Source organism: Pseudomonas sp. PVC-3-1 (assembly GCF_057444315.1).
In genome coordinates, this window is record NZ_CM172023.1 from 4,570,389 (window position 1) to 4,597,152 (window position 26,764).

General features: G+C 65.2%; 25 protein-coding genes. 15 read left to right on the top strand and 10 right to left on the bottom strand.

Annotated elements, in window-relative coordinates:
• Window positions 1-299 precede the first annotated feature (299 nt).
• Window positions 300-1,172 carry an SMP-30/gluconolactonase/LRE family protein gene (locus AC2T4A_RS21120; RefSeq protein WP_416751265.1) on the top strand — a complete coding sequence of 291 codons (873 nt, stop codon included), beginning with the start codon at window positions 300-302 and terminating at the stop codon, window positions 1,170-1,172.
• A gap of 27 nt (window positions 1,173-1,199) precedes the next feature.
• Here the strand turns inward: AC2T4A_RS21120 and AC2T4A_RS21125 are convergent, their stop codons facing one another.
• On the bottom strand, window positions 1,200-2,114 hold the full coding sequence (locus AC2T4A_RS21125) for a LysR family transcriptional regulator (protein WP_486741701.1): 915 nt from the start codon (window positions 2,112-2,114) through the stop codon (window positions 1,200-1,202).
• Between the two features lie 105 nt (window positions 2,115-2,219).
• Between AC2T4A_RS21125 and AC2T4A_RS21130 the strand changes: the two genes are divergently transcribed.
• On the top strand, window positions 2,220-3,221 hold the full coding sequence (locus AC2T4A_RS21130; RefSeq protein WP_486741702.1) for a zinc-dependent alcohol dehydrogenase family protein: 1,002 nt from the start codon (window positions 2,220-2,222) through the stop codon (window positions 3,219-3,221).
• Window positions 3,222-3,279: 58 nt separating this feature from the next.
• On the top strand, window positions 3,280-4,173 hold the full coding sequence (locus AC2T4A_RS21135) for a LysR family transcriptional regulator (RefSeq protein WP_416751259.1): 894 nt from the start codon (window positions 3,280-3,282) through the stop codon (window positions 4,171-4,173).
• A gap of 55 nt (window positions 4,174-4,228) precedes the next feature.
• Here AC2T4A_RS21135 and AC2T4A_RS21140 read toward each other — a convergent pair whose 3' ends face one another.
• Genes AC2T4A_RS21140 through AC2T4A_RS21150 form a run of 3 tightly spaced genes read right to left on the bottom strand, consistent with a single transcriptional unit; the run spans window position 4,229 to window position 6,654 of the window.
• Complete coding sequence (locus AC2T4A_RS21140; protein WP_486741703.1) at window positions 4,229-5,272, bottom strand: NAD(P)-dependent alcohol dehydrogenase; 1,044 nt, start codon at window positions 5,270-5,272, stop codon at window positions 4,229-4,231.
• A gap of 34 nt (window positions 5,273-5,306) precedes the next feature.
• A complete protein-coding gene (locus AC2T4A_RS21145) occupies window positions 5,307-6,314 on the bottom strand; it encodes an aldo/keto reductase (RefSeq protein WP_486741704.1) in 1,008 nt (335 codons plus the stop codon).
• Between the two features lie 10 nt (window positions 6,315-6,324).
• Window positions 6,325-6,654 carry a carboxymuconolactone decarboxylase family protein gene (locus tag AC2T4A_RS21150; protein ID WP_088421705.1) on the bottom strand — a complete coding sequence of 110 codons (330 nt, stop codon included), beginning with the start codon at window positions 6,652-6,654 and terminating at the stop codon, window positions 6,325-6,327.
• 241 nt (window positions 6,655-6,895) lie between these two features.
• On the opposite strand from AC2T4A_RS21150, the gene AC2T4A_RS21155 reads away from it, so the two are divergent.
• The gene (locus AC2T4A_RS21155; RefSeq protein WP_486741705.1) at window positions 6,896-7,879 is read left to right on the top strand and encodes an aldo/keto reductase; all 984 of its coding nucleotides are present in this window, start codon (window positions 6,896-6,898) and stop codon (window positions 7,877-7,879) included.
• A 672-nt stretch (window positions 7,880-8,551) separates the two neighbouring features.
• Here the strand turns inward: AC2T4A_RS21155 and mqo are convergent.
• The gene (gene mqo, locus AC2T4A_RS21160) at window positions 8,552-10,186 is read right to left on the bottom strand and encodes a malate dehydrogenase (quinone) (RefSeq protein ID WP_486741706.1); all 1,635 of its coding nucleotides are present in this window, start codon (window positions 10,184-10,186) and stop codon (window positions 8,552-8,554) included.
• A gap of 683 nt (window positions 10,187-10,869) precedes the next feature.
• Here mqo and AC2T4A_RS21165 point away from each other — a divergent pair.
• The 8 genes from AC2T4A_RS21165 (at window position 10,870) to AC2T4A_RS21200 (ending at window position 19,253) form a co-directional block, all read left to right on the top strand.
• Entirely contained in the window at window positions 10,870-11,535 is a 666-nt protein-coding gene (locus tag AC2T4A_RS21165) for a GntR family transcriptional regulator (RefSeq protein ID WP_416751249.1), read from the top strand.
• Between the two features lie 158 nt (window positions 11,536-11,693).
• Window positions 11,694-12,500 (top strand): ABC transporter substrate-binding protein, encoded by an 807-nt coding sequence (locus tag AC2T4A_RS21170; RefSeq protein WP_478377985.1) that lies wholly within the window; start codon window positions 11,694-11,696, stop codon window positions 12,498-12,500.
• Window positions 12,501-12,511: 11 nt separating this feature from the next.
• Window positions 12,512-13,279, top strand: coding sequence for an amino acid ABC transporter permease (locus AC2T4A_RS21175; RefSeq protein WP_401034282.1), 768 nt, complete (start codon window positions 12,512-12,514; stop codon window positions 13,277-13,279).
• Between the two features lies 1 nt (window position 13,280).
• Window positions 13,281-14,060, top strand: a complete 780-nt coding sequence (locus AC2T4A_RS21180; RefSeq protein ID WP_370601450.1) for an amino acid ABC transporter ATP-binding protein — start codon at window positions 13,281-13,283, stop codon at window positions 14,058-14,060.
• Between the two features lie 15 nt (window positions 14,061-14,075).
• Complete coding sequence (locus AC2T4A_RS21185; protein ID WP_486741707.1) at window positions 14,076-15,170, top strand: polyamine ABC transporter substrate-binding protein; 1,095 nt, start codon at window positions 14,076-14,078, stop codon at window positions 15,168-15,170.
• Between the two features lie 17 nt (window positions 15,171-15,187).
• Entirely contained in the window at window positions 15,188-16,804 is a 1,617-nt protein-coding gene (locus AC2T4A_RS21190; protein ID WP_486741708.1) for a gamma-glutamyltransferase family protein, read from the top strand.
• A 10-nt stretch (window positions 16,805-16,814) separates the two neighbouring features.
• On the top strand, window positions 16,815-17,756 hold the full coding sequence (locus tag AC2T4A_RS21195; RefSeq protein ID WP_486741709.1) for an aldo/keto reductase: 942 nt from the start codon (window positions 16,815-16,817) through the stop codon (window positions 17,754-17,756).
• Window positions 17,757-18,065: 309 nt separating this feature from the next.
• Window positions 18,066-19,253, top strand: coding sequence for an MFS transporter (locus AC2T4A_RS21200; protein WP_416751238.1), 1,188 nt, complete (start codon window positions 18,066-18,068; stop codon window positions 19,251-19,253).
• A gap of 206 nt (window positions 19,254-19,459) precedes the next feature.
• On the opposite strand, the gene AC2T4A_RS21205 is transcribed toward AC2T4A_RS21200, so the two are convergent.
• Window positions 19,460-20,233 (bottom strand): ABC transporter ATP-binding protein, encoded by a 774-nt coding sequence (locus AC2T4A_RS21205; RefSeq protein WP_486741710.1) that lies wholly within the window; start codon window positions 20,231-20,233, stop codon window positions 19,460-19,462.
• Window positions 20,234-20,352: 119 nt separating this feature from the next.
• On the opposite strand from AC2T4A_RS21205, the gene AC2T4A_RS21210 reads away from it, so the two are divergent.
• The 3 genes from AC2T4A_RS21210 to AC2T4A_RS21220 all read left to right on the top strand — a co-directional run bounded on the left by AC2T4A_RS21210 (window position 20,353) and on the right by AC2T4A_RS21220 (window position 21,967).
• Complete coding sequence (locus AC2T4A_RS21210) at window positions 20,353-20,694, top strand: hypothetical protein (protein WP_416751235.1); 342 nt, start codon at window positions 20,353-20,355, stop codon at window positions 20,692-20,694.
• A gap of 481 nt (window positions 20,695-21,175) precedes the next feature.
• Entirely contained in the window at window positions 21,176-21,622 is a 447-nt protein-coding gene (locus tag AC2T4A_RS21215; RefSeq protein WP_416751233.1) for a hypothetical protein, read from the top strand.
• A 165-nt stretch (window positions 21,623-21,787) separates the two neighbouring features.
• Complete coding sequence (locus AC2T4A_RS21220) at window positions 21,788-21,967, top strand: hypothetical protein (RefSeq protein WP_024762799.1); 180 nt, start codon at window positions 21,788-21,790, stop codon at window positions 21,965-21,967.
• Window positions 21,968-22,087: 120 nt separating this feature from the next.
• Here AC2T4A_RS21220 and AC2T4A_RS21225 read toward each other — a convergent pair whose 3' ends face one another.
• The 4 genes from AC2T4A_RS21225 to AC2T4A_RS21240 all read right to left on the bottom strand — a co-directional run bounded on the left by AC2T4A_RS21225 (window position 22,088) and on the right by AC2T4A_RS21240 (window position 26,752).
• Window positions 22,088-23,197 (bottom strand): M14 family metallopeptidase, encoded by a 1,110-nt coding sequence (locus tag AC2T4A_RS21225; protein WP_486741711.1) that lies wholly within the window; start codon window positions 23,195-23,197, stop codon window positions 22,088-22,090.
• 64 nt (window positions 23,198-23,261) lie between these two features.
• Window positions 23,262-24,536, bottom strand: coding sequence for an MFS transporter (locus AC2T4A_RS21230; RefSeq protein WP_486741712.1), 1,275 nt, complete (start codon window positions 24,534-24,536; stop codon window positions 23,262-23,264).
• Window positions 24,533-25,726 (bottom strand): M20 aminoacylase family protein, encoded by a 1,194-nt coding sequence (locus AC2T4A_RS21235; protein WP_486741713.1) that lies wholly within the window; start codon window positions 25,724-25,726, stop codon window positions 24,533-24,535. The genes AC2T4A_RS21230 and AC2T4A_RS21235 overlap by 4 nt, the downstream gene beginning before the upstream one ends.
• 120 nt (window positions 25,727-25,846) lie before the next feature.
• Entirely contained in the window at window positions 25,847-26,752 is a 906-nt protein-coding gene (locus tag AC2T4A_RS21240) for a LysR substrate-binding domain-containing protein (RefSeq protein ID WP_416751224.1), read from the bottom strand.
• Window positions 26,753-26,764: the final 12 nt, after the last annotated feature.

Below are 26,764 nucleotides of genomic sequence, written 5' to 3' on the forward strand. Positions count from 1 at the left end.
ATCAAGCCGTCTTCCCAGTACTCCCGCATGGCTGGCAAATAGGCTCAAACGCGGCAATAAACCGCAAATTCCTACAGCGATACCCGCTGATTCGCTGCACATTCGTCCCAACAGTGTCGGATATACGACGATTGGCCATCGCTTTACCTCTAACAGGCGTGATGTCCGTCACTGCTTTTCGCTCTAGCTTGCAATTGAACTGTCTGGTTACCATGCCCGGCCGCACGCTGGACGCCAGGAAGGCGCACAACCACAAGGAATGCCCAGCGCTGCCCACCTCCTGTATTGGCAACCGATACATGCCCCAGACATCCGCGCGCTCGTCCCGCCGCCCGCTGTTCCGCCTGGCCCTGACCGGCGCCAGTTTCGTCATCGCTGCCGCGCTCGCCTTTTTCGCCTGGCAGGACTTCTACCCCGTGCAGGCGGCCGATGGCTGGTCCGTCGAGGTCCTGCACAAGAACGTGCAGAAGGCTGCGTCGCTGGTCCCCCTGGCTGACGGCGGCCTGCTGGTCAGCCAGGAACTGAAGAAGGACAAGGGCAACATCCTGCGCATCGGCGCCGATGGCCAGCGCCGGGTCATGGTCGACGGGCTGTCCAAGCCGGATGGCATGATCGCCGCCCAGGGCGGCTGGGTGTTCAGCCAGGAGTCCGATGGCAGGCCGGTACAGCTGCTCAAGGACGGCAAGGTCACGGACCTGTTCATGGGCCAGTCCGTCCAAGGCCTGTGGGACGACGGCGACAACCTCTACGCCATCGAGGACCGCGGTGAGAACGGCCGCCTGCTGCGCTACCGCTGGAGCGACGGAGAGCTGACCGTGCTGCGTGACCGCCTGCAGGAGACCGAATCCGTCACCCGCTGCACCGACGGCAAACTGCTCTACACCGAGAAGAAGAAAGGCGTGGTGCATCAGTTCAGCGATGACGGCCAGGACCCGGTGCTGCTCTCGGGCCTGAACCAGCCGACGTTCCTGATGTGCGACTCCCGCGGCCTGTGGATCAGCGAGGACTCGACTCATCGCGCCCGACTGCTGCTGTGGAACGGCAAGGGCGAGCCGCGCACCATCCTGTCGTTCCTCAAGGCGCCGCAATCCATCGTGCCCGACGGCAAGGGCGGCTACCTGCTGGCCGAAGGCGGCCGTAACCGCGTGCTGCAACTCACTCCGGCGAACTGAACCCATTGGGCGGCTGCCATGGCTGCCCTACTCCGCCAGCCCCGGCATCACCAGGCCGGGGATCACCTCGACCAGCGCATCGATGGCCAGGCGCACCTTGCGCGGCAGCTGCGTGGTCTGCAGCCAGACCGCATGTACCCCGTAGAGGAATCCCGGCTGCTCTGGCAGCAACTCCTCCAGTTCCCCCGCCACCATCGCTTCGCTCACCAGCCAGTAAGGCAGCCACGCCAGGCCCATGCCGCGAACCGCTGCATCGGCGATGGCGGCCAGGTCATCGAAGCGCAGCCGCACGTTCGGCGCGAATTCTTCCGGCGTCATCCCTTCGCGAGGGAACAACCAGGGGTTTATCCGCCCGGAACGGTGATAAACCAGCGCCTGGTGTGCCGCCAGTTCCGCAATGCTTTGCGGTCGGCCGTGCGCCGCCAGGTACGCGGGCGCAGCGCAGACCACCATCCGCTGCCGGCCGATGCGGCGGGCGATGACGCCGGCCCTGGGTTCCGGTTCGCCGGTTCGAATGGCCAGGTCGATCTGCTCTTCTGCCAGGTCTGTCAGGCGGTCGCTGAAGCGCAGATCCAGTTCCAGTTGCGGATAGCGCTGTGCCAGCTCCAGCAACACCGGCGCCACGCATCGACGACCAAAATGCACCGGCAGGGCCACTCGCAAGCGACCGCGTGGCTCGGCGACTTCGCCGGCGGCGAGGATGTCCGCCGCCTCTGCATCAGCCAGCAAGGCGCGGCAGCGCTCGTAGTAGATCCGCCCGGCCTCGGTCAGGCTCTGCCGGCGCGTACTGCGCGTGAGCAGCCGGGCGCCGAGGCGCTCCTCGAGAAAGCGCACGTGCTTGCCCACCATGGGCGCGGACATTTCCAGGGCATCAGCGGCTGCCGCGAAGGACCCGAGGTCCACCGCGCGGACGAACACCGCCATGCTGGTGAGGCGATCCATTCGAAACTCCTGCTTTTGACTCAGCGTTTCTATACGCCATTTATTCGCTGATTCCCATCTTCGATAGTGACTTTGCGTCGAATCACTTTCGTATTGGAGCATCACATGGAAAAAATCATCGCCCGTGCCGTTCGCTTTCATCAGATCGGCGGACCGGAAGTTCTGCGCCTCGAACAGGTGGAGATTCGCCAGCCCGGCCCGGATGAGGTGAGCGTCCGGGTCAAGGCATTGGGGCTGAACCGCGCCGAAGTGCTGCTACGCACGGACCGCTACATCGAGAGCCCGCAACTGCCCTCCGGGCTTGGCCTTGAGGCCACTGGGCTGGTCGAGACCGTGGGCAGCCGGGTACGCGGATTCGCCCCGGGCGACGCGGTGAGCGTGCTGCCTCCGACCTCGATGCAGGAGCAACCGACCCATGCCGAACACCTGGTCGTCCCCCAGGTTCGCCTGGTGAAGAATCCGCCGGGGCAGACCTGGGCTGAAGCTGCCGCCACCTGGATGCAGTACCTCACCGCCTATGGCGCCCTGGTCCAGGTCGCCGGACTGCGCGCCGGGGACTTTGCCGTCATCACCGCGGCATCCAGCAGCGTCGGCCTGGCGGCCATCCAGATCGCCCGGCGTGTGGGCGCAGTGCCGATTGCCGTCACCCGCACTTCGGCCAAGCGTGAAGCCCTGCTGCAGGCCGGCGCCACCGAGGTGATCGCCAGCGAGGAGGAAAACCTGCGCTCGCGGCTGATCGACATCACTGGCCAGGCCGGCGCGCGGGTGGTGTTCGACCCGGTGGGCGGCCCGATCTTCGAACCCCTGACCGCCGCCATGGCCGAAGGCGGCATCCTCATCGAGTACGGTGGACTGAGCCCCGAGCCCACGCCCTTCCCGCTGTTCGAAGTGCTGAGTCGCTCGCTGGTCCTGCGCGGCTATCGCGTCTACGAAGTGCTGGAAGACCCGGAACGCCTGCAGGCGGCCAAGGACTTCATTTTCGCGGGGCTGGCCGACGGTTCGCTGCGCCCGGTGGTTGCCTGCGCCTTCGACTTCGAGGACGTGGTGGAGGCCTACCGCTACCTGGAATCCAACCAGCAGTTCGGCAAAGTCGTGGTCACGCTCTAGGCATCGGATACACTGCCCCTGCGTGGTGCCCAACCGCGCGGGTTGCAGCGGAGCCAAGATGCCAAGGGAAAATTTCAACGACCTGATCGCCTTCGTCACCGTGGCGCGCGAAGGCAGCTTCACCAAGGCGGCGGCGCAACTGGGCGTCTCCCAGTCGGCGCTGAGCCACACCATTCGCGCCCTGGAAACCCGCCTGGGCCTGCGCCTGCTGAGCCGCACCACCCGCAGTGTTTCTCCCACGGAAGCGGGCGAGCGCCTGCTGCAGACGCTCGCCCCGCGCTTCGAGGAAATCGAGGCGGAACTGGCTGCCCTCAGCGACTTCCGCGACAAGCCGGTCGGCAACCTGCGCATCACCGCCGCCGAACACGCGGCCAGTACGGTGCTCTGGCCGAAGCTGTCGAAAGTGCTGCCGGATTATCCGGACATCCGGGTCGAGGTGAGCATCGACTACGGCCTGACCGACATCGCCGCCGAACGCTTCGACGCTGGCGTGCGCCTCGGCGACCAGGTGGCCAAGGACATGATCGCCGTGCGTATCGCTCCGGACCTGTGCATGGCGGTGGTGGCCAGCCCGGCCTATCTTGCCCGCAAGGGCCGCCCACACGATGTCCCTGCGCTGGCCAGCCACGACTGCCTGAACCTGCGCCTGCCGACCTACGGCGGGCTGATGGCCTGGGAGTTCGCCAAGGACGGGCACGAAGTGAAGGCGCGGGTAGAAGGGCAACTGACCTTCAACAGCAGCCCGCACATTCTTCGGGCGGCGCTGGATGGCTTCGGCCTCGCTTACCTGCCTGCCGACATGGTCACCGAGCACGTCGCCGCCGGGCGCCTGGAAAAAGTGCTGGAGGACTGGTGCCCGACCTTCCCCGGCTACCACCTCTACTACCCCAGCCGGCGGCAGAAATCCCGCGCCTTCTCGGTGCTGGTGGACGCGCTGCGCTACCAGGAATGAAAGCCGGGCGCAGTGCGCGCCCGGCGTGCCGCGTCAGAACTGGTTCAGGCCCGAATCAGGACAACGTTGCCAGGTCGATGACGAAGCGGTAGCGCACGTCGGAGCGCTCCATGCGCTCGAAGGCGTGGTTGATCTCGTCCATGCGGATCATTTCGCACTCCGGCAGGATGTTCTTCTTGCCGCAGAAATCGAGCATCTCCTGGGTCTCGGCGATGCCCCCGATGGGCGAGCCTGCAATACGCCGACGCCCCAGCAGCAGCGGGATGCTGCTGATCTCGTCGATGGGCCCGACCTGCCCGACCATCACCAACGTGCCGTCGATGTCCAGCAGCGGCATGTAGGGTTTCAGATCATGCTTCACCGGCACGGTGTCGATGATCAAATCGAAGCTGTTGGCCGCCGCCTTCATCGCCTGCGCATCGGACGAAACCAGCAAGGCATCGGCCCCCAGTTCCATGGCATCGTCGCGCTTGTCCGGGGTGCGGCTGAGAACGGTCACGATGGCACCCAGGCCGACCGCCAGCTTCACCGCCATGTGCCCCAGGCCGCCAAGGCCGACTACGCCCACGCGGCTGCCCGGCCCGACGTTCCAGGTGCGCAGCGGCGAATAGGTGGTGATGCCGGCGCACAGCAACGGCGCCGCCTTGCTCAGGTCCAGCCCATCCGGCACGCGCAGGACGAACTCCTCGCGCACCACCAGTTGTTTGGAATATCCGCCCTGGGTCGCTTCGCGGGTCACGCGATCGACACCGTTGTAGGTCTGGGTATTGCCCTGTCGGCACAGTTGTTCTTCGCCCTTGCGGCACTGGTCGCACTGCTGGCAGGAGTCGACCATGCAGCCCACGGCCACGGCGTCGCCAACCTTGTAACGGGTGACCTTCGGCCCGACCGCGGTGACCCGACCGACGATCTCGTGGCCCGGTACCATCGGGTAGCGGCTGAAGCCCCAGTCATTGCGGGCCTGGTGCAGGTCGGAATGGCAGACCCCGCAGTAGAGAACGTCCATCGCCACGTCGTTGTCGCGCAGCGAGCGGCGCTCGAAAGTGAAAAGCCCGAGCGGGTCCTTCGGGTTCTGCGCGGCGTATCCAAGGGTCTTCATCGGCATTGCTCCTGACGCTTCGAATGGATGGGCTTCAACGGCGGGCCGGGCGGCCTTCGACGGGATAAGCGGGGTCACTGTATCCGGGCGAGGAGGCATGGCCGGGCGGCACCAGGCTGTCCACGAAGGTTTCGTCCTCGGTGGTCAGCTGCAAGTCCAGCGCGGACAGGTAGCCGTCCCAGTGCTCCTCGGTGCGCGGGCCGGCGATGAGCGAGCTGACCAGCGGATTGTTCAACACCCAGGCCAGGGCAAAAGCTGCTGGCGTGGTACCGCGGGCAGCTGCGTGTTCAGCGATGCGCTGGGCGATCTGCAGCGATTCGGGTCGCCATTCGGTCTGCTGAATGCGCTTGTCGCCGCGGCCGACGCGGGAGTCCGCCGGAGGTTCGGCGCCGGGCCGGTACTTGCCGGTGAGCACGCCACGGGCCAACGGGCTGTAAGGCACCACGCCGATGCCGTAGTGGCCGGCGACAGGCAGCTGCTCGACCTCGGCGGTACGATCCACCAGGTTGTACAGCGGCTCGCTGCAGATCGGCCGGTCGATGCCCAACTGGTCGGCCAGGCGTACCACTTCGGCGATGCGCCAGCCACGGAAATTCGACAGCCCGTAATAGCACACCTTGCCCTGGCGAATCAGCTCGCCTACTGCGCGCAACCCCTCTTCCAGCGGCGCGTCGACGTCGGTGCGGTGGAAGTAGAGGATGTCCAGGTAGTCGGTGCCCAGGCGCCGCAGGCTGTCTTCCACCGACTGATAGATCCACTTGCGTGACTGCCCACGGTTGTTCGGGCCGTCGCCCAGGGCGTTGCCGAACTTGCTGGCGATCACCCAGTCATCGCGCCGGTCGGCCACCGCGCGTCCGACGACCTCTTCGGAGCGACCCTTGTGATAGACGTCGGCGGTGTCGAGGAAGTTGACGCCCTGCTCGAAGGCCTTGTCGATGATGCGGCGCGAGGTCGGCTCATCGGTCTCGCCGCCGAACATCATGGCGCCCAGGCACAGGGGTGAAACTTTCAGGGCACTGCGGCCCAGGTAACGGTATTGCATGGGGTACTCCTCAGGCGGCGTCGCGCTCGGCAAACACGCGGCGGGCAACGCCCAGCGCGGTGGAGGCCGTGGGCCAGCCGGAATAGAAAGCCAGGTGGGTGATGGCCTCGATCAGTTCCTCGCGGGTCAGGCCGTTGTCCAGCGCCTTGCCCAGGTGGAAATGGAGTTCGTTGGCCTGGTAGCGCGCCACCAGACTGGAGACGGTGACCAGGCTGCGGTCACGTGGCGAGAGGCCGGGGCGCTCCCAGACATCGCCGAACAGCACCTGATCGGTGTAGTCGGCCAGCGCCGGGGCGATGTCGCCGAATGCCTTGTGGGCGGTGGAAGCTGGTTCGCTCATGGTGTTCTCCGCTTCGCTATTGACTGATGGGCCATGCTAGGCCCCGTCGGGCCGCCGATTAAGAGCCGAAACGCGTTTGGACCTATGAGGCAGACTCATGAATGCCCTGGCATAACCCATGAGCCAGGCTCATAGGCGAATGCGCTTTGGCCCGTCTAATCACGGCGAAAGTCCTTGAGTAAAGTCCATTCCAGAGGTTTCGCCGGGCAATCCTGCCCTTTCCGCTTCAGGAGAGACATCGATGGACAAGCGCACACTGGGCCGCAGCGGCCTGCAGGTATCGGCACTGGGTCTGGGCTGCATGGGCCTGAGCTACGGCTACGGGCCGGCGGTGGATCGCTACGATGGCATCCGTTTGTTACGCAGCGCCTTCGACAGCGGCGTGACCTTCTTCGACACCGCGGAGGCCTACGGCCCCTTCACCAACGAGGAGTTGCTGGGCGGAGCCCTGGCACCGGTGCGCGACCAGGTGGTGATCGCCACCAAGTTCGGCTTCAGGGACGGTGACGTGTCCCTGGCTCTGGACAGCCGCCCGGAGAACATTCGCGCCGTGGCGGAGGCTTCTCTCAGGCGCCTGAAGACCGACCGCATCGACCTCTTCTACCAGCACCGCGTCGACCCTAACGTGCCCATGGAAGAAGTCGCCGGCACCGTTGGCGAGCTGATCCGCGAAGGCAAGGTGAAACACTTCGGCCTCTCTGAAGCCGGCCCACAATCCATCCGCCGTGCTCACGCCGTGCAACCGGTGGCAGCGCTGCAGAGCGAGTACTCGCTGTGGTGGCGTGAACCGGAGAAGGAAATCATCCCGCTGCTGGATGAACTGGGTATCGGCTTCGTGCCTTTCAGCCCGCTGGGCAAGGGCTTCCTCACCGGCGCCATCGACGAACGCACGCAGTTCTCGGCCAACGATTTCCGCAACGTTGTGCCGCGATTCTCGGAGGAAAACCGCAAGGCCAACGCGGGCCTGATCGAGGTACTCGGCCGCATCGCCGACAGCAAGGGCGCGACCCGCGCGCAGATCGCCATTGCCTGGCTACTGGCCCAGCAGCCGTGGATAGTGCCGATCCCCGGCACCACCAAGCTGCATCGACTGGAGGAAAACCTCGGCGCGGCCTCACTGGTGCTGGACGCCCCCGACCTCAGCGCCATCGAAACGGCATTGCGCGAGATCGAGATCGTCGGTGAGCGCTATCCAGCCCATCTGCAGCAGCGCGTGGGGCGCTGACCGCCCCGCCTGGGGAGGCCCCACAGGAGCGGACTCCGTCCGCCCGCACCTTCGACAGGGCATAAGTGCGTGGTGTTCGGGATGTGGCCTCGATCGCCATAGCAGGGCGCAGCGCCCAGATCAATTGGAGTGGCGGAGATTCGATCGCGGACGGCGTCCGCTCCTACGCGGAACCATACCGCGGCAGGAGCGAGCTTGCTCACGAACAGCCCAGGCTCTCTGTCACGGGCGCTTTGGCCACACGGTTGATAGCAACTCACTGGCCGCCGTAGGAGCGAGCCGGCCGCATGCCCCGCCCGGACATCCATGGCAGGTCGGCTCGCCCCTACAGTGCCACGCCCTTCCCTCCCCAGGTCCCCGGCCCTTTCCTCTCGGGGAAAGGAGGCGCATGCCGGGTGTTCCCGTTACAGCGAATAGCAAGCCTGGCGTAGTAGCGAACTGCGTCCACGATCAACCCACCAACGCTCCGATCCAGCCGGGAGTTGAGCGAAATCATCACGGGTGAAACCGTTCCAGCACGAGCAATCCATGTCCGCACCGGCCAGCACGTAACGACGTTTCGTCTCCCTTGGATCGCGTCGGTACCATTTGCGTTCCGAACAGTTCCAAGATTCGTTTGAGCTGAAAGCACAAGGCCCGCCAATGAGCGGGCCCGTGGAACCCCTGGGTCGGTTACAGCGCCATGTCACTGGCGGCTTTTACTGGCGCCGGGGCAGCGTCGGTCGGCTGGGCGGCCGGGGCCTGGTCGATGGCGGGCGGCGGGTCCAGTTGCAGGACCTTGGCGGTGTAGCTCCACTCGGCGTAGGTCTTCTCCGGGCTGTCGTTGAGCTTGGTGCCGTAGCTCGGGACAATCTGGTGGACCTTGGCCTGCCACTCGGGGGTGGCGAGCTTGTCCTTGAACACCTTCTCCAGCACGTTGAGCATGATCGGCGCCGCAGTGGAAGCGCCCGGCGAAGCGCCCAGCAGACCGGCAATGCTGCCGTCGGCGGAAGCGACGATCTCGGTGCCGAGCTTGAGCACACCGCCCTTCTCTTCGTCACGCTTGATGATCTGCACGCGCTGGCCGGCCTGCCACAAGCGCCAGTCTTCGGCTTTCGCCTCGGGGAAGTATTCGCGCAGTGCGGCGAGACGATCATCGTCGGACAGCATCAGCTGGCCGGCGAGGTACTCAACCAGCGGGTACTCGTCGATGCCCACGCGAGTCATCGGCCAGACGTTGTGAACGTTGGTGCTGCCCAGCAGGTCGAGGTACGAGCCTTCCTTGAGGAACTTGGTGGAGAAGGTGGCGAACGGCCCGAAGAGGATCACGCGCTTGCCATCGAGCACGCGGGTGTCCAGGTGCGGCACGGACATCGGCGGCGCGCCGACCGAGGCCTTGCCATAGGCCTTGGCCAGGTGCTGCTGGGCAATGGTCGGATTCTCGGTGACGAGGAAGGAACCGCCCACCGGGAAACCGGCGTAGTCCTTGGCTTCCTCGATGCCGGATTTCTGCAGCAGGCGCAGTGCGCCGCCGCCAGCGCCGATGAAGACGAACTTGGCGTCGGTCTCGGTAACGCTGCCGTCTTTCAGGTTCTTGTACTCGACGCGCCAGGTGCCATCACTGTTACGGGTGATGTTCTCGACTTCGCTGGAGAGCTTCAGGCTGAAGTTGGGCTTGGTCTGCAGGTAGCCGGCGAACTGGCGGGTGATCTCGCCGAAGTTCACGTCGGTGCCGATCGGCGTCCAGGTGGCGGCGATCTTCTGCGACGGGTCGCGGCCCTGCATCATCAGCGGCACCCATTTGGCGATCTGCGCCGGGTCTTCGGAGTACTGCATGCCGCGGAACAGCGGGCTGGCCTGCAGCGCCTCGTAGCGCTTCTTGAGGAAGGCGATGTTGTCGTCACCCCAGACGAAGCTCATGTGCGGGGTGGAATTGATGAACGAGCGCGGGTTCTTCAGCACGCCGTTCTGCACCTGCCAGGCCCAGAACTGACGGGAGATCTGGAACGACTCGTTGATCTCCACCGCCTTGGCGATGGTGACGTTGCCGTCCTTGTCCTCGGGGGTGTAGTTCAGCTCGGCCAGGGCGGAATGGCCGGTGCCGGCGTTGTTCCAGCCGTTGGAGCTTTCCTGGGCGACGCCGTCCAGGCGCTCGACCATCTCCATCGACCAGCCCGGTTCCAGCTCGTTGAGCCAGACGCCCAGGGTGGTGCTCATGATGCCGCCGCCGATCAGCAGCACGTCGACTTTCTTGGTATCCGCGAACGCGGGCGCGCAATTCACTGCCAGAGCGAGGCCCAGCAGCGCCCCGCTAACTTTCTTGATCATCGAAAGGTTTCTCGTCGTTAGGGCTTGGCCTTCCCCATCGACGTCATACAGCGTGAAGGCCGAACCCGGCGCGCAAAGTGCGCACGATGGGCAAGGCGACAGTTGACGAGGATGAGTCGGGACTCAGTTCCCTCCTCCGCCGGCTCTGAGGCCTGCTTGATGGAATGAGGGACGTCCTGCGCAGAGAGACACGCAAAGCCTTCGGCTTTGGCTTTTGTTGTGGGAGGGATGCATGGTCTGCTGAAACGTTTGGGCATTCTATAGAAAGCCGCGGTCATTCACCAAGCGTCCTGGTCAACTATCGACCAGCCGGTTTGTGTGTAGGTGTGTTCTCCAGTGAACGCGGAGCGCGGCCCGAAGCAGTAGGAGCGAGCTTGCTCGCGAACCAACCTCAGCGGCGGTATCGCCGGGTAATCCTTCGCGAGCAAGCTCGCTCCTACAAAATGCGGCCCCCTTGCTGCACCACCCCTGCACCACAACGTTACCGAAGCGCACCGCAAACTCGCACGAATTGCCCTATCCGTTACCGTTTCGCCCCTTCCGATTCCATCGTTCCCAGTCCGTCTTCCTACACGTACCGCTCTACCCCGCCCAATTCCAATCACTTCGCCATCATTGGCACGGCATCTGCTTATTTGCATGCATGGATAATTGGATCCAAAAATCCACGAGGAAACACCCCCATGCGCCTGGTGCCCACTGCCCGCCCACCGATGAGTGCCGAAGACGAGGCCTATGACTATCTCCTCCAGGCCATCTGCACCGGCCGCTACAAAACCGGCGACCGCCTGGTGGCCGAGGACATCGCCAGCGAGATCGGCATGAGCCGGATGCCCGTGCGCGGCGCCTTCAAGCGCCTGGACGCCGAGGGCCTGGTGACCCTGCGACCCAATCGCGGCGCCATCGTCAGCGGCCTGAACATCGATGAGATGCGCGAAGTCTTCGAGATGCGCAGCGCCCTCGAAGGCCTGGCCATCCGCCTCGCCGTGCCGCAGCTGACCGACCGCGATCTCTCGCGCCTGGAACGCATGCTCGACGAAATGGACGACTACCGCGACGACAGCGCCGGGTGGGTCAGCCGCCACCGCGCCTTCCACGAATACCTCTGCAGCCTTTCCGGACGTCCGCGCCTGCAACGGCAGATCACCGCCCTGTACTCGGTGATCGAGCCGCACATGCGCCTGTGGCTGCAGCACGTCGACAAGCCCATGAGCGCCCGCGAAGAACACGCGGTGATCCTCGACGCGCTGCGCTCGGGCGATGCCCGCGAAGCCGAGCGGGTGATCTGCGACCACATCGAAGGGACCATCCCGTCCCTCGCGAAATTCCTGGAGGCGCAAGCCACCTGACAGCGCCATCCACCAATGCGCAATCCACCCAAAGCGCCATCCAACCAAACGAAATCCACGAAGTCGATCCACGAAGAAGCGAATCGAAGCAACGGGCGCCTAGACCCGTACTTCTGTGTCCCTGAACTGCCCCTGGCAACCCCACCCCGGAGAGCAACATGTTCGAACGCAGGATCCCGCAGTGCCTTCTCGCCCTTTGCCTGGCCGCCCCACTGGCGCACGCCGATGTGAAGATTCCCGACCGCTTGCAGAACGCCAGCAAGGTCACCTTCTGCGGCGGCATGGACTCTCCGCCCATGGGCTTCTATGACGCCAACCAGAAGCTGACCGGTGTCACCATCGACCTGGGCGAAGCCATCGCCAAGCGTCTGGGCGACAAGAAGATCGACTGGCGCATCACGCCCTTCTCCGGGCTGATCCCGGCGCTGCTCGCCGGCCAGTGCGACATGCTGGTGGACCAGTTGTTCGACAAGCCCGAACGGCGCGAAGTGATCGACATGGTCAACTACATGTACTCCAGCCAGGCAGTGGTCGTCGGCAAGGGCAACCCCGAGGGCATCCGCACCCTGGACGATCTCTCCGGCAAGAAGGTTGCGGTGCTCAACGGCTCGACCATCCGCACCCTGCTCGAAGCACACAACGAGAAGCTGGCCAAGGCCGGCAAGCCGCCGATGAAGGTGGTGGTCTACAACACCGACACCGACGCCTTCCAGTCCCTGCGCATCCGCCAGACCGACGCCTACGGCACCACCGTGGAAACCGCCGGCTACTACCAGAGCACCGCGCCGGACCTGTTCGAGATCGGCGTGCCGGCCTTCGCGCGCATCCTCACCGGCCTTGGCATCCGCAAGGAAGACAAGCAACTGAGCGAGGCGGTGACGCAGATCATCAAGGACATGCAGGCCGACGGCAGCTATGCCGCGCTCCTGGCCAAGTGGCACATCGAAGGCGACAAACTGGACTGAGGTAACGAGACATGAACTTCAGTTGGGACGTGTTCTGGCAGTACCTGCTGCGGCCGAGCGATATCTACCTCTACGGTCTGTGGCTGACCTGCGTGATCGCCGTCAGCGCGATGCTCCTGGGCTGCGTGCTCGGGCTGCTGGCAGCGCTGATGCGCCTGTCGACCAACCCGCTACTGCAATACCCGGTGCGCTTCTACGTGTGGCTGATGCGCGGCACGCCGCTGCTGGTGCAGATCGTCTTCCTCTACACCGCACTGGCCGCCGGCGGCATCTTCCGTTTCGAGGACCTGGATCTGGGGCTGTTCATCCTGCCCGGCAACATCCAGGCGGCGATCATCGCCCTGGGTCTCAACGAAGGCGCCTACATGGCCGAGATCATCCGCGCCGGTATCGGCGCGGTGGACAAGGGCCAGTATGAAGCCGGCAAATCCCTCGGCATGACCTTCCCCAAGCTGATGCGGCGCATCGTGTTGCCGCAGGCGTTCCGGGTGATCGTTCCGCCGCTGGGGAACGAGTTCAACGTGATGCTGAAGAACACCACCCTGGTCAGCGTGATCGGCGTGCAGGAACTGCTGCTGAGCACCCAGATGGTCACCTCGGCGACCTTCCGCGTGTTCGAGCTGTACCTGGTCGTGGCGATCTACTTCCTCGCCCTGACCACCCTGTGGGGCTTCTTCCAGCGCTGGCTGGAAGTGCGCTTCGGCAAATCCGATGGCCAGGCCGCCGCACCGAACCGCATGTTCGGCCGCCAGGCGATGAAATTGCTGAGGGGGCGTTGAGATGATCCCGGACATGAAAGACGTGGTGATCCAGGCCCGCGACGTGCATAAGGCCTTCGGCGAGCTGGAAATCCTCAAGGGGGTTTCCCTGGAGGTGCGCCGTGGCGAAGTAGTGGTACTGATCGGCGCCTCCGGCTCGGGCAAGACCACCTTCATCCGCTGCATGAACCACCTGGAAGACATCCAGGGCGGCAGCATCCGCGTCAACGGCGAGCTGATGGGCTACCGCGAGCGCCCGGACGGCAAGCTGGTGCGCGACTCGGAAAGCAACATCGCCCGCCGCCGCCGCGACATCGGCATGGTGTTCCAGCGCTTCAACCTGTTCCCGCACATGACCGTGCTGGAAAACATCATCGAAGCGCCGACCCAGGTGCTCGGCGTGTCCAAGAGCGAAGCGCTGGAACAGGCACGCCGGCTGCTGGCGCGGGTACGCCTGTCGGACAAGGCCGAGCACTACCCCGGCCAGCTTTCCGGCGGCCAGCAGCAGCGCGTGGCCATCGCCCGCGCCCTGGCGATGAAGCCGCAGGCCATGCTGTTCGACGAACCCACCAGCGCCCTTGACCCGGAAACCGTCGGCGAAGTGCTGCAGGTGATGAAGGAACTGGCCGACGAAGGCATGACCATGGTGGTGGTCACCCACGAGATGGGCTTCGCCCGCGAAGTGGCCGACCGCGTGGTGGTCCTGCATCAGGGCGAACTCATCGAAGAAGGCCCGCCCGCGCAGGTCTTCGGCAATCCGCACCACCCGCGTACGCGGGAATTCCTCAGTCGCGTTCTCTAAAGATAAGGACAGGTCATGCGTAAACGCGTTCTATTCGCCAGCACCCTCACCCTCCTCGCCTGCGCCACCGCCGCCCAGGCCGACGACAAGCTGGTGCGCTTCTACAACTGGTCCGACTACATGGGCCCGGACACCCTGAAGAACTTCGAGAAGGACACCGGCATCAAGGTCCAGTACGACGTCTTCGACACCAATGAGATGCTTGAGGCCAAGCTGCTCTCGGGGCACTCGGGCTATGACCTGGTGGTGCCGTCGAGCCAGTTCCTCACCAAGCAGATCAACGCCGGCGTCTACCAGAAACTCGACCGCGCCCAACTGCCCAACTGGAAGCACCTGGACCCGCGCCTGATGAAGCGTCTGGAAGCCGCCGACCCGGGCAACCAGTACGCCGTGCCCTACATGTGGGGCACCGTGGGCATCGGCTACAACTACGACAAGGTCAAGGCCGCTCTGGGTGATAGCGCCCCGCTGGATTCCTGGGACCTGATCTTCAAGCCCGAGAACCTCGCCAAACTGCACAGCTGCGGCGTGGCCTTCCTCGACGCACCGGTGAAGATCATCCCGCAGGCGCTGCACTACCTGGGCCTGGACCCGAACAGCACCAACCCCGAGGACTACACCAAGGCTTCCGCGCTGCTGCAGAAGCTGCGCCCGTCGATCACCTACTTCAACTCCTCGAAGTACACCACCGACCTCGCCAACGGCGACATCTGTGTAGCGGTCGGCTACTCGGGCGACGTAATGCAGGCGCAGACCCGCGCCCAGGAAGCCGGCAAGAAGATCGACGTGCGCTACGTGATCCCCAAGGAAGGCGCCAACCTCTGGTTCGACATGCTCGCCATCCCGCGCGACTCGAAGAACCCCAAGGGTGCCCACGCGCTGGTGAACTACCTGCTGCGCCCGGAAGTGATCGCCCCGGTCAGCGACTACGTCGGCTACGCCAACCCCAACCCCGACGCGACGCCGCTGCTCGACCCGAAAGTCCGTGACAACCCCGGCATCTACCCCAGCGACGCGGTGATCGAGAAGCTCTACGTCTCCGCCGACCTGCCGCCGAAAATCCAGCGCGTGATCACCCGCGAATGGACCCGTATCAAGACTGACCGCTGAACCGAAGAGAGTTTTCCATGCTGAGCTTCTCTGCCCACGAGTACCCCTACGCCTCCCAGCGCCAGAGCGTGTTCGCCCGCAACGGCATGGTCGCCGCCTCGCAGCCCCTGGCTGCCGAGGCAGGCATCGCCATGCTGCGTGCCGGCGGCAACGCCATCGACGCCGCCATCGCCACTGCCGCGGCGCTGACCGTGGTCGAACCCACCGGTTGCGCCATCGGCGGCGACGCCTTCGCTCTGGTCTGGGTCAAGGACCAGCTGCACGGCCTCGACGCCAGCGGCCACGCGCCGGCCTCCATTTCCATCGACAAGGTAAAAGCTGCCGGCTTTGAGAAGATGCCGGTACACGGCTGGCTGCCGGTCACGGTGCCGGGCATTCCCTCGGCCTGGGCCGAGCTGTCCTCCCGCTTCGGCAAGCTGCCCTTCGCCGATCTGCTGCAACCGGCCATCGCGCTCGCCCGCGATGGATTCCCGGTGTCCCCGGTGGTCGCCCACCAGTGGGAAATCGCCCGACGCGAATACCAGGAAAGCCGCGCCGCCGTGCCGGCGCTGGAAGCCTGGTTCGACGCCTTTACCGTCAACGGCGAAGCGCCGCGCGCCGGCCAGTTGTTCCGCAACCCGGCCCAGGCGAAAACCCTCGCCGAACTGGCCGAAACGAAGTGCGAAAGCTTCTACCGTGGCGCCATCGCCGAGCGCCTGGCCGAGCACTCCGCCGCCACCGGCGGTGAGCTGAGCGCGGCGGACCTGGCCGGCTACAAGCCCAAGTGGGTCGAGCCGATCAAGACCAATTACCGTGGCTATGACGTCTGGGAAATCCCCCCCGCCGGCCAGGGCCTGATCGCCCTGATGACCCTGAACATTCTGCAAGGCTATGACTTCGACCAGCGCGACAGCCAGCTCACCTGGCACCGCCAGCTCGAAGCGATGAAGAAGGCCTACGCCGACGGCCTGCACTACATCACCGACGCCGAGCACATGCGCGTCAGCACCGCCGCGCTGCTCTCCGACGACTACGCCGCGCGTCGCCGCGCCGAGATCGGCGAACACGCCGCCGAGCCCAAGCATGGCGACCCGCTCTCCAGCGGCACCGTGTACATCGCCGCCGCTGACGGCGAAGGCAACATGGTCTCCTTCATCCAGAGCGCGTACCACGGCTTCGGCTCCGGAGTAGTGCTGCCCGACAGCGGCATCGGCCTGCAGAACCGTGGCTCGGAGTTCAGCCTCGACCCGGCGCATTCCAACGCCCTGGCGCCGGGCAAGAAGACCTTCCACACCATCATCCCCGGCTTCCTCAGCAAGGACGGCGTAGCCGTCGGCCCGTTCGGCGTGATGGGCGGCTACATGCAGCCCCAGGGCCACGTGCAGATGGTGATGAACCTGGTCGACTTCGGCCTCAACCCTCAGGCCGCCCTGGACGCCCCGCGCTGGCAATGGCTGGGCGGCATGAAGGTCGGCATCGAGCAGCACGCCAACCGCGACCTGGCCTTCGGCCTCGCCCGGCGCGGCCACGAAGTGGAGATCGCCTGCGACCTGACCGACTACGGCCGCGGGCAGATCATCGTCCGCGACCCGCAGACCGGCGTGCTCTGCGGCGGTACCGAACCGCGCGCGGATTCGCATATCGCGGTGTGCTGAGGAGAAAGCCATGCATGCTCGTGACCTGAACCTTTCGCCACTGATACTGGGCGGCAACGTGTTCGGCTGGACGGCGGACGAAGCGATGTCGCGACGGCTGCTGGACGCGGCGTTTGAGGCAGGGCTGAGCAGTATCGACACCGCCGATATGTATTCGGTCTGGGTACCGGGTCACGAGGGCGGCGAGTCCGAGGCCATCATCGGCCGCTGGCTCGCCAGCCAACCGGGGCGCCGCACCGAGGTGACGCTGTGTACCAAGGTCGGCGCCGAACTCTCGGCACAACGACGCGGGCTGTCGCGCCGCTGGATCCTGGAGGGCGTCGAGGATTCGCTGCGACGCTTGAACACCGACTACATCGACCTGTACTTCAGCCATTATCCCGATGACAGCACGCCCCACGAAGAAACCCTGCGCACTTACGAAGACTTGATCGCCTCTGGGAAGGTGCGCGCCATCGGTGCGTCCAATTTCAGCCGACAACAACTGGAGGCGGCCGAAGCCACTTCTCGCAGCAACGGCCTCCCCGCGTACTCCGCGCTGCAGGTCCAGTACAACCTCTACGACCGCGCCGGCCATGAAGGGGCAACTGCCGCCTTTGCCGACGAACATGATCAACTGGTGGTGACCTACTTCAGCCTCGCCTCAGGCTTTCTCAGTGGAAAGTACCGCAATCCCGGCGACCTCACTGGCAGTGCTCGTGGCGAAGACTTGGCAGGCTACTTCGATGCTCGCGGGTTGAAGATTCTCGCGACGCTGGATCAGGTCGCCGAAGAATGCCAGTCGTCGCCGGCCGAGGTCGCCCTCGCGTGGCTCCGCCAGCAGCCAGGCATCACCGCCCCCATCGCCAGCGCTACCAGTGAACGCCAGTTAGCCAGCCTGGTGCGAGCGACCCAGCTATGCCTTTCCGCCACCCAGCTGGCAAACCTCGACCTTGCCAGCCAGGCGACCTGACGAACCTCCACCGGCCCTCCTTCGAGGGGGCTAGTGAGCAGAGCTCGGCAGCTGCGCCTGCAGCACGATGCCAGCGAGGAAAACCACCGCGCCTGTACCGACTGGCAGCGCCAGAGGCCGCAGCACGCGCACGGGATCGCCGACGAGCCCTCGAGCGGCGGGCCGTGCTGAGTACCTTCGGATTGCTCTCGGCGCTGCTCGGCGATCGGGTTTTCGACATACTGTCGTGAATTTCCCTTGGTGTTCCGCTGCTGCTGATCGTCTTTGTAGGGATGAGAATGCCTCGTCGTCCCAAGGAGCCCCGCTGAAATGACCGCCATGCCACCCCAGGCGCCGACCCTGAATCTGCGCCCGCTGATGTTCGAAACCTTCGTCTGCACGGTGGCGGTGATGTCCTTCGTGGCGCTGATCGGCCCGGTCGCGCGCACCCTGGGCCTGGCGCCCTGGCAAGCGGGCATGACGGTGACCATGGGCGGCATTGCCTGGATGCTCATGGCACGCGTCTGGGGCATCGCCAGTGACCGACTCGGCCGCCGGCGCGTGCTGCTCAGCGGGCTGGCTGGCTTCGCGGTGACCTACGCTCTGCTCTGCGCCTTCATGGCACTGGCGCTGAACACCTCCATGGCGGCACTCCCGGCGTTCATTGGTATCGTCGCTTTACGCGGGCTGGCCGGCGGCTTCTATGCCGCCGTCCCGGCGTGCTCTGCGGCGCTGGTGGCGGACCACGTGAGCGCGGACAAGCGCGCCTCGGCCATGGCCGGGCTGGGTGCCGCCAGCGCCGTGGGCATGGTGGTCGGGCCGAGCTTCGCCGGCCTGCTGGCCATGCTCGGTCTGGCACTGCCGCTGCTGCTCACCTGCCTGCTGCCACTGCTGGCATTGGCCGTGCTGTGGAAGTGGCTGCCGCAGCATGAGCGCGCCCACCAGCGCAAGGGGCCGGCGCTGGCGATCAGCGACAAGCGCCTGCGCCGCTCGCTGACCCTGGGCTTCATCGCCATGGTCTGCGTGACGGTGGCGCAGATGACCGTCGGCTTTTTCGCCCTCGACCGCCTGCAACTGCCGCCCGCCGATGCCGCTCGCGTCGCCGGCATCGCGCTCACGTCCGTGGGCGTGGCGCTGATCTGTGCGCAGATGCTGGTACGCAAGCTGAACTGGGTGCCGCTGCGCCTGATTGGTGTGGGCGGCTGCGTCTCCGCGCTGGGCTTCGCCACGGTGTGCTTCGCCGTGGCACCGTGGATGCTCTATGCCTCCTGCTTTGTCGCTGCCGCCGGCATGGGCTGGGTCTTCCCTGCCGTCTCGGCGCTCAACGCCAACGCAGTGGAAGCAGACGAGCAAGGCGCCGCTGCGGGCAGCCTGGTGGCGGTGCATGGGCTGGGCATGATCAGCGGCCCACTGCTGGGCACCTTGCTGCACCAGGTGGATAGCCGCGCACCCTATGTATTGGTCGCTGCGCTGTTGCTGTTCGGTGTCGCCTGGACCGTGCTGCCGCGCAAGGGTTGATCGCGCCCTGGTCCAGTTGGCTGACGCCCTACAGCAACCGCGCCGCGAGCCAATGGTGGAACGCTCTGCCAGAAGCTGGACGTACCCAGTGGGAGGAGCGCATCCGCGCGATTTGCTGGAACCGCCTCAAAGGCCGTGCCGCCCGGATCGCAGTCCGTGATCAAGGCGGCATGACGTGCAGTCTCGGCGCCGCGTGAAGCTACTGATCACGCGTGCCAGCAGCGATACCAGCCATCCTGCTCGGTCACTTTCAACGGTGCCTGGTAAAGCGCAGACAGATGCTCGCTGGTGAGGATCTCGGCCTTTGGCCCATCAGCCACCACCTTGCCGTTGGCGATCAGCACCACGCGCTCGATCTCCGGGATGATCTCGTCGAGGTGGTGGGTGGTGATGATCATCGCGTGCTCCGGGCCACAGAAGCGCCGCAGCAGGGTGAGCATCTGCAGGCTGGCGCCCATGTCCAGGCCGTTGGCCGGCTCGTCGAGGATCAGTGCGCGGGGCTCGTGGATCAACGCACGGGCCAGCAGCAGGCGGCGCTTCTGGCCGGTGGACAGACGCTGGAACATGCGCTCGGCATAGTCCTCCATCTCCACTGCGGCGAGCATCTCGCGGGACTTTTCGATCTGCTCCGGCGTGGGTTGCAGGTGACCATGGCTGCCGATGGCGCCGAAGAAGCCGGAGATCACCACGTCCAGCGCCTGGGTGAACGGTGTGTAGTCTTCCTGAAGGTCCTGGGAGACGAAGCCGATACGGCTGCGCAGGTCCCACAAGGTAACGTTCTGCAGGCCGAACAGGTTCAGCGAGCTGTCAGGGCGATCCACCGGGTAGAGTTCACGGCTGATCAGTTTGAGCAGCGTGCTCTTGCCGGCGCCGTTGGGGCCGAGGATGGCGACCTTCTCGCCTTCGCCGATGTGCAGGGAGAAACCATCCAGCACGCGGGTCTGCTGCTGGTAGGCGGTGACGTTGTTGAAGTCGATCATGGGCTTTTCGTATCGGGACTGAGGGCAGCCGCTGACAGTAGGCTCCTTGGGCGAGCGACTCAAGCCTTCATCGAATCGCAACTACGCTTTCCACATTTCCCGCCAGCGAGTGCAGCGCGATGAGCGAACAGGACCCTCCCAGCCTCGATGACGACATCTGCGTCCACATCTTCTCCGTTTCCGCCACCATGGTCGGCGTGTGCCTGACGGTAATCGGCATCATCCGGGTCATCCTCACCCTGCGCCGGGAAGACCTGATTATCGATGACATGGTGGCAGTCAACATGATGTTCTACCTGGTCTCGGCGTTCACTTCCTACTGGAGCCTGCGTACTCACCGCACCTTGCGTGGTCAGCGGATGATGCGGGTGGCTGACACGGTATTCCTGATCGCCCTGGCGTTTACCGCCGTCAATGCTGGATTCATCACCTGGGCAATGACCTCCACACCCGCCACCTGATCCACTGGACCGCACTCAGCCCCACTGGACTGCACCTTCACTCGCATAAATGGTCCTGACAGTAGAGAGCCGCGTTTCACTGGAATGCCCTTTCCTGCCACCCGACTTCGGCGGCGACGCCGCGCTGCTGATGGAGGACTTATCCTTCTGACCCAGGGTTGCCGCCTGTCCGAAGTCTCGGCGGGCGGCCTCGATCCGTAACGCCAGCTTTACACCCGCCTGCAATCCTGCCACCCAAGGCCGCAGCAGGTCGCGCCGCCTGAAACTGCACGCTTGGCTATTGCGGACGGTCGCCGTTATGCACGAATGCTCGTTGACAGTCCTCCTGCGCTTCAGTGTGATGGCCTTTCGTTCAGGCAAATGGCATTGCCGACTGACTGTGTGTGCGTTGTCTCCGCAATGCCGCGATGACGAAACTTCGGCGATCCCGACGGTCGCTTCCGGACGTTTCATGGTTTCATCGACACAGGAGATGCCGGCGATGTTGAACCAGGCACCCCGCGATACCCAGGACGTTGAATTCGACGAGCAATTCTTCCTCGCCTTCGAAATCCAGGTCCTGCAGAAAGCCCTGCCGGCTTTCGAAGAAGCCTCGCGCTTTGCCCGCGACCGAGGCCTGCGCTGCAGCGTGGAACTGATCACCAACGCTGACGGCCACCCCGAACTCAGCCTTAGCGCCACCCAGCGCAGCGACCTGCCAGACAGTTGCTATCGCCTGATCGCCGACCCGGCCTCCCAGGGCATAGTCCATGAAGAATTCACCGCGGTGAACCGCCGCACGCGCCGCCAGGGCGCGCGCCTGGCGACGCTGACCTCGCGCTCGCTGGAGCTGCAGTTGGAGGCATTCTTCATGCACGCCTTCGGCATGCGCCTGGACTACAACGTCCTGCGCCTGGACTACTCTTACGAGCATGTTTCTGGGCTCTAGGATTGTTCCGACGTCGCCGGTCGTCGGTTCGGCCGGTGGCGGAACGAGCGTTCCGTCGGACAGTTCCTGCAAAGGATGATTTATGGCAACGATGAACGCGTCGAAGTCGCTATTATTCGCGCCCTGTGCGCCACCTCGTGCGTGTTTCCTCGTTGTCGCTTCGCCATGAATGAATTCCTCGTGCATTTTCAGGACGGTCATTGCCTGGGCAAGACCGTGCTGCGCTCGTTTTCCCGTCAGATGACCCTCTCCGAGGCGCGCGTGCGCCTGCAGGCCTGCTACCCGCTGCGCGTTCCGCACCTGCTGAACATCCTGCACCTGACGCCGATGCTGCCCGGCCGCTGATCCGCCCCATCCGTACAGTTTTCCTGCGCCACTGTGCCTGCAACCGGGCATCGACCGTGGCTGGAGTCGTTCGTCCCGGCACCGTCATCGAGCCAGCCGCTCGCCTGACAGCGAACGCTGTTACCCGGACGCGCGAACCAGTGCCGGCTGAGCCTCGCCCAGCCCTGCGAGGGCTTGCCGCGCTGCCTCGCCGGCCTGCTCCAGCACCTGGCGCTTCCAGCCGTCCTCGTCCACATAGAAGGCATCGCGCAATTGGCGCTGGATGCGCAGGGCCTTGCCCGCCGGAACCCCAGGGTTGTTGGCCAGCCACTGGTCCGCGCGCAGCGCCTTGAGCACCTTGAGGCCCGGCAGCGTGCCGTACTCCAGGGCAATCGCGGTGAGCTCGGCCTGCGGACATTCGCTGGCGGCAGACAGGACCATCTGCCCCTGCAATTGCACCGATACCGATCCGCCTTCCTTCGCCGAGGTCACCTCCGCACCCCACCAGCGGCGCGTGCGCAGCAGGGTCTGCGGGTCATCGTCACCCACGTAGATGCGCTCGCCGTGGCCCTTCGCCCCCAGGCCGGTGTGCACGTCGATCCAGCCCAGCCGTGCGCAGTCGCGGGCGTGCTGGCGGAGTACCTGGCGCACAGTCTGGTTGCTCCAGGTCGGCTGCGCACCGATGTAGAACAGGCCCCTGGGATGGCTGTCCTGGCCACTGGAAATGGCCGACTGCAATTGCTTGCGGCCATGACGCATGGCGTAGCGCAGCAGGCGCAGATGGCTGGTGAGGGAAGGCCAGCGCCCCGGAATCAGGATAGGGTCCAGTGCGGCGTAGGCCTGGTTACGCTGGCGCGGCTGGGAGAAGTCGATGAAGTTGCGGTTGAGATCGACGTTCTCGTGGGTCCAGCGTCGCCACCAGGAAAAGCCGTACGGGTTCGCTGCATGCAGGTAGAGCACCGCGCAATCGGCCCTGGCACACAGCTCCAGCCAGTCGGGATCGTTGAGCAGCGCAACTTGCACTGCCGAACCACAGAAGCCTTCCACACCATGGCAGCCGCTGCTGATGATCAGCAGGTTCCGCGCATCGCGCGGGCCACTGCGCGCCACGTCCAGCGCGAGCGGCTCGCCATCGCGGCCAGTCAGCGGATGACGGTGGGATTCGACGACCAGGCCGGCGGACAGGCACGCGGCGAGGAACTTGCCACGCGCTTCGGCGTAGCTTTGGGAAAAGCAGGCGGACGGTTTCATCACCACTCCGGATGATTGGATTCGAGTCAGAAAAACGGGCCCGACGCGCGGGCCCTTTGGAGATTCAGGCGTGGCCGACAGCGCCCGGCAACGACGCTTCGCCGTGCTCACCCAGCAGGGACTGGCGGGTACGCTCGGGGGCAATGATCCGACAGCCGAGGATGGCGCCGACCACGGTGAGCACACCGAACAGGCCAAGCGCTGTTTCGAAGCCGTGAGCGATGTCGCCGCCGCGCAACTCGACAAGTTGGCCGACGATCCAGGGCGCGAGCATACCGGCGCTGGTCATGCCGCCAATGTGAATGGCCAGCATCGAGCCACGCTGCGCGCTCGGGGCGATATAGGCGACCAGGGTGTTGCAGAAGGTCGGCAGGACGTTCACCAGGATGGCGCCGAGGGCGTAGAGCACCAGGATCGCCAGACGGTCGCCGTGCAGCAGCGTCAGCGCGCAGAAGGCGACTCCGGCGACCGCCGCGAAGAGCATCGGCGGCAGCACCATCGCGCGCTGCACCGAACTGCCGCGCTTCATCGCCCGCTGCGAGAGCGTCGAGAGCAACAGGTTGGCGAGGATCACCCCGACCGTCACCACCATCACCGTATAGCCCGACTGCATGGGCGTCATGCCCTGGCCCTTCTGCAGGTAGACCGGCACCCAGCTGTACACCAGCGCGGTGGGCAGGTAGCTGAGGAAGCCCATCAGGGTGATCCAGATGAAGCTGCGGTTGAGCAACAGGCGGCTGTACGGCAGGCGCAAAGACGAGCCTGGCCCCTCCTCCTCGGTCTGCTGTCCTTCACGGCCGAAGATGAGCCAGACAACCAGCCAGACCAGGCCGAGCAGCGCCAGCAGGAAGTACGCGGTACGCCAACCGAAGTGCTGGATCGCCAGCGGCAGGCTCAGCGCGCCCAGCACGGCGCCGAGCATGATCGACACCTGGATCAGCGCCGAGGGCAGCACGCGCTCCTTCGGGCCGAACCATTTGAAGCAGGCGTGCTGGGTCACCGCCGTGCCCGGCCCGGTGCCGGCGCCCAGCAACAGGCGCCCGGCGACCAGCGCGGCAAAGCCGCTGGACAGCGCCACCAGCAGTTGCGAGGCCATCCACACCACCGACATGCCGGCGAGAATCCAGCGTGTCGGGAAGCGGTTGGCGAGGAACCCCACCAGCACGCCGGAGATCGAATAGAGGAAGAAGAACGCGCTGCCGATGAAGCCGAACTCGATTGGCGAGAGCTTCAGCTCGTCGATGATCTGCGCGCCGGCGAAGGCGAAGATGGTCTTGTCCAGCACGCTGATGACCATCACCAACATCAGCAGGATGAGTACCCCATTACGTCGGGTCATGCTCTGGCTCCCGTGCCCAGGAAGGTTTCCACCAGTCGCACCCACAGGGCCGCGCCGAAGGGGATCGCTGCGTCGTTGAAGTCGTAGCCGGGGTTGTGGACCATGCAGCCGCAGGGGCCGCTGTTGCCATTGCCCAGGGCGATGTAGCAGCCGGGGCGGCGTTCCAGCATCCAGGCGAAATCCTCGCTGCCGAGGAAGCCTGAAGGGATCTCGGACAGCAGGCGCTGCGGACCGACCAGTTCGGTCAGCACCTGGCGTACGAGACGGGTTTCTTCCGGCGTGTTGACCAGTACCGGCACCAGCTCCTCGTATTCGTACTGCAACTCCATGCCATGCACGGCGGCAACGCCACGGGTGATCTCGCCGATGCGCCGCTTGAGCAGCTCGCGCACTTCCGGCCTGGTAGCACGCACGCTCAGACGCAGGTCGGCATGGTCGGGAATCACGTTGGCTGCCTCTCCAGCCTTGAGCATGCCCACGGTCACCACGCCCACTTCGGTGGACGGCACATTGCGCGCAACGATGCTTTGCAGCGCCAGCACCAGTTCGGCGGCAGCGACGATGGGGTCTTTGGTCAGGTGCGGCATGGCGCCGTGGCCGCCGACGCCGGTCAGGCGAATCGCTACGCGGTCCGAGGATGCCGTCAACGCGCCTTCGCGGGTCAGGAAGCAGCCCACCGGCAAGCCTGGCGCGTTGTGCAGTGCGTACACCGCATCGCAGGGGAAGCGCTCGAACAGGCCATCGTCCATCATCGCCACGGCGCCGCCCAGGGTTTCCTCGGCGGGCTGGAAGATCAGGTTGAGCGTGCCGTCGAAGTTGCTCTGCCCGGCCAGGTCGCGAGCGGCGCAGAGCAGGATGGCGGTATGGCCGTCGTGCCCGCAAGCGTGCATGCGGCCGGAGTGCTGGCTGGCGTAGGGCGCGCCGCTGGCTTCATCGATAGGGAGCGCATCCATGTCGGTGCGGATGCCGATGCTGCGCCCGCTATTGCCTTTGCGAAGCACGCCGACAACGCCGGTGCCGCCGACGCCCTGATGAACGTCATAGCCCCATTCGCGCAGGTAACCGGCGACGATAGCGCTGGTGCGCGCTTCCTCGAAGCCCAGTTCAGGGTGCTGATGAAGGTCCCGGCGAATGCGGGAGAAGTCCTCGGCGCTAGCCTCAAGCCTTTCTATCGTGGGGTGCTGACTCATGCCGCATCCTGCTCATTGTTCTGATGTGGCCGGCAGGATGCCGCACGCGCGCGATGCTGAATAATGACCTTCACGCATGCTTATCAAGGCTGGTTATCGACACCTGCTCTCGAGCCAGGATCAGTCGGCCTTGCGCAGGTGCGGCCCCTTGAAGGCGTAGACCAGTTCATCCACCAGGGTCTGCGCCTCGCGGGTCATCAGCTCCGGCGGACGGCAGACCAGGGAAATATCAGTGCCGGGTACGGTCTCGGCGATGTCCAGCGCTTCCAGGGTACTGGACACGATCGGCAGATCGAACACCCGCCGCGACCAGAAGCTCACCGCGTCGGTATTGGCCGCCAGCTCCGCATAGAGCACCACCGAGGCGCACTCGATGACGCGTTCGGGATGGCGCACCTGGTACTGCTCGAACATCTGCCCGGCGAGTGATACATCCAGCGAATCGGGCACCAGCCATTCCTCGTCGAGCAGTTCGTGCAGCGAGCGCGCATGGCGCAATGGATGTCCCTTGCGCACTGCCAGCGTGGTGGGCTGGGCGTAGAGCTCCTGCCAGTGAAAACCGTCGACGTTGCGCGAGGACGGCTGCGACGTAAGCACCAGGTCCAGCTGACCTTCACGCAGGCCTTCAAGCAGCTTGGCTGGGCGCAGTTCGCTGATCTGCAGTTGCACCTTGGGGTAGCGCTTGCGGTAACGCAGCAGGCAGGCGGCGAACTGCTGGCTGGGCGTTACCGGTGACACGCCGATGGCCACACGGCCATCCATGGCGCCCTTGAGCGTCTCGATTTCGTCCCGCGCACGGCGCACCTCCTCCACCACCAGCCGGGCGCGGCGCACCAGGCGTTCGCCATACTCGGTGGCGGTGATGCCACGGTTGGAACGCACCAGCAGCGGCACGCCCAGCTCGGCCTCCAGCTCCTTGATGCTCTTGGACAGGGCGGGCTGGGAAATATGCAGCAGGCGCGAGGCTTCCTGGATGCTGCCGCTCTCGCAGATGGCGACGATGGCGCGGAGTTGATGCAACTTCATGGTTTGGACGAC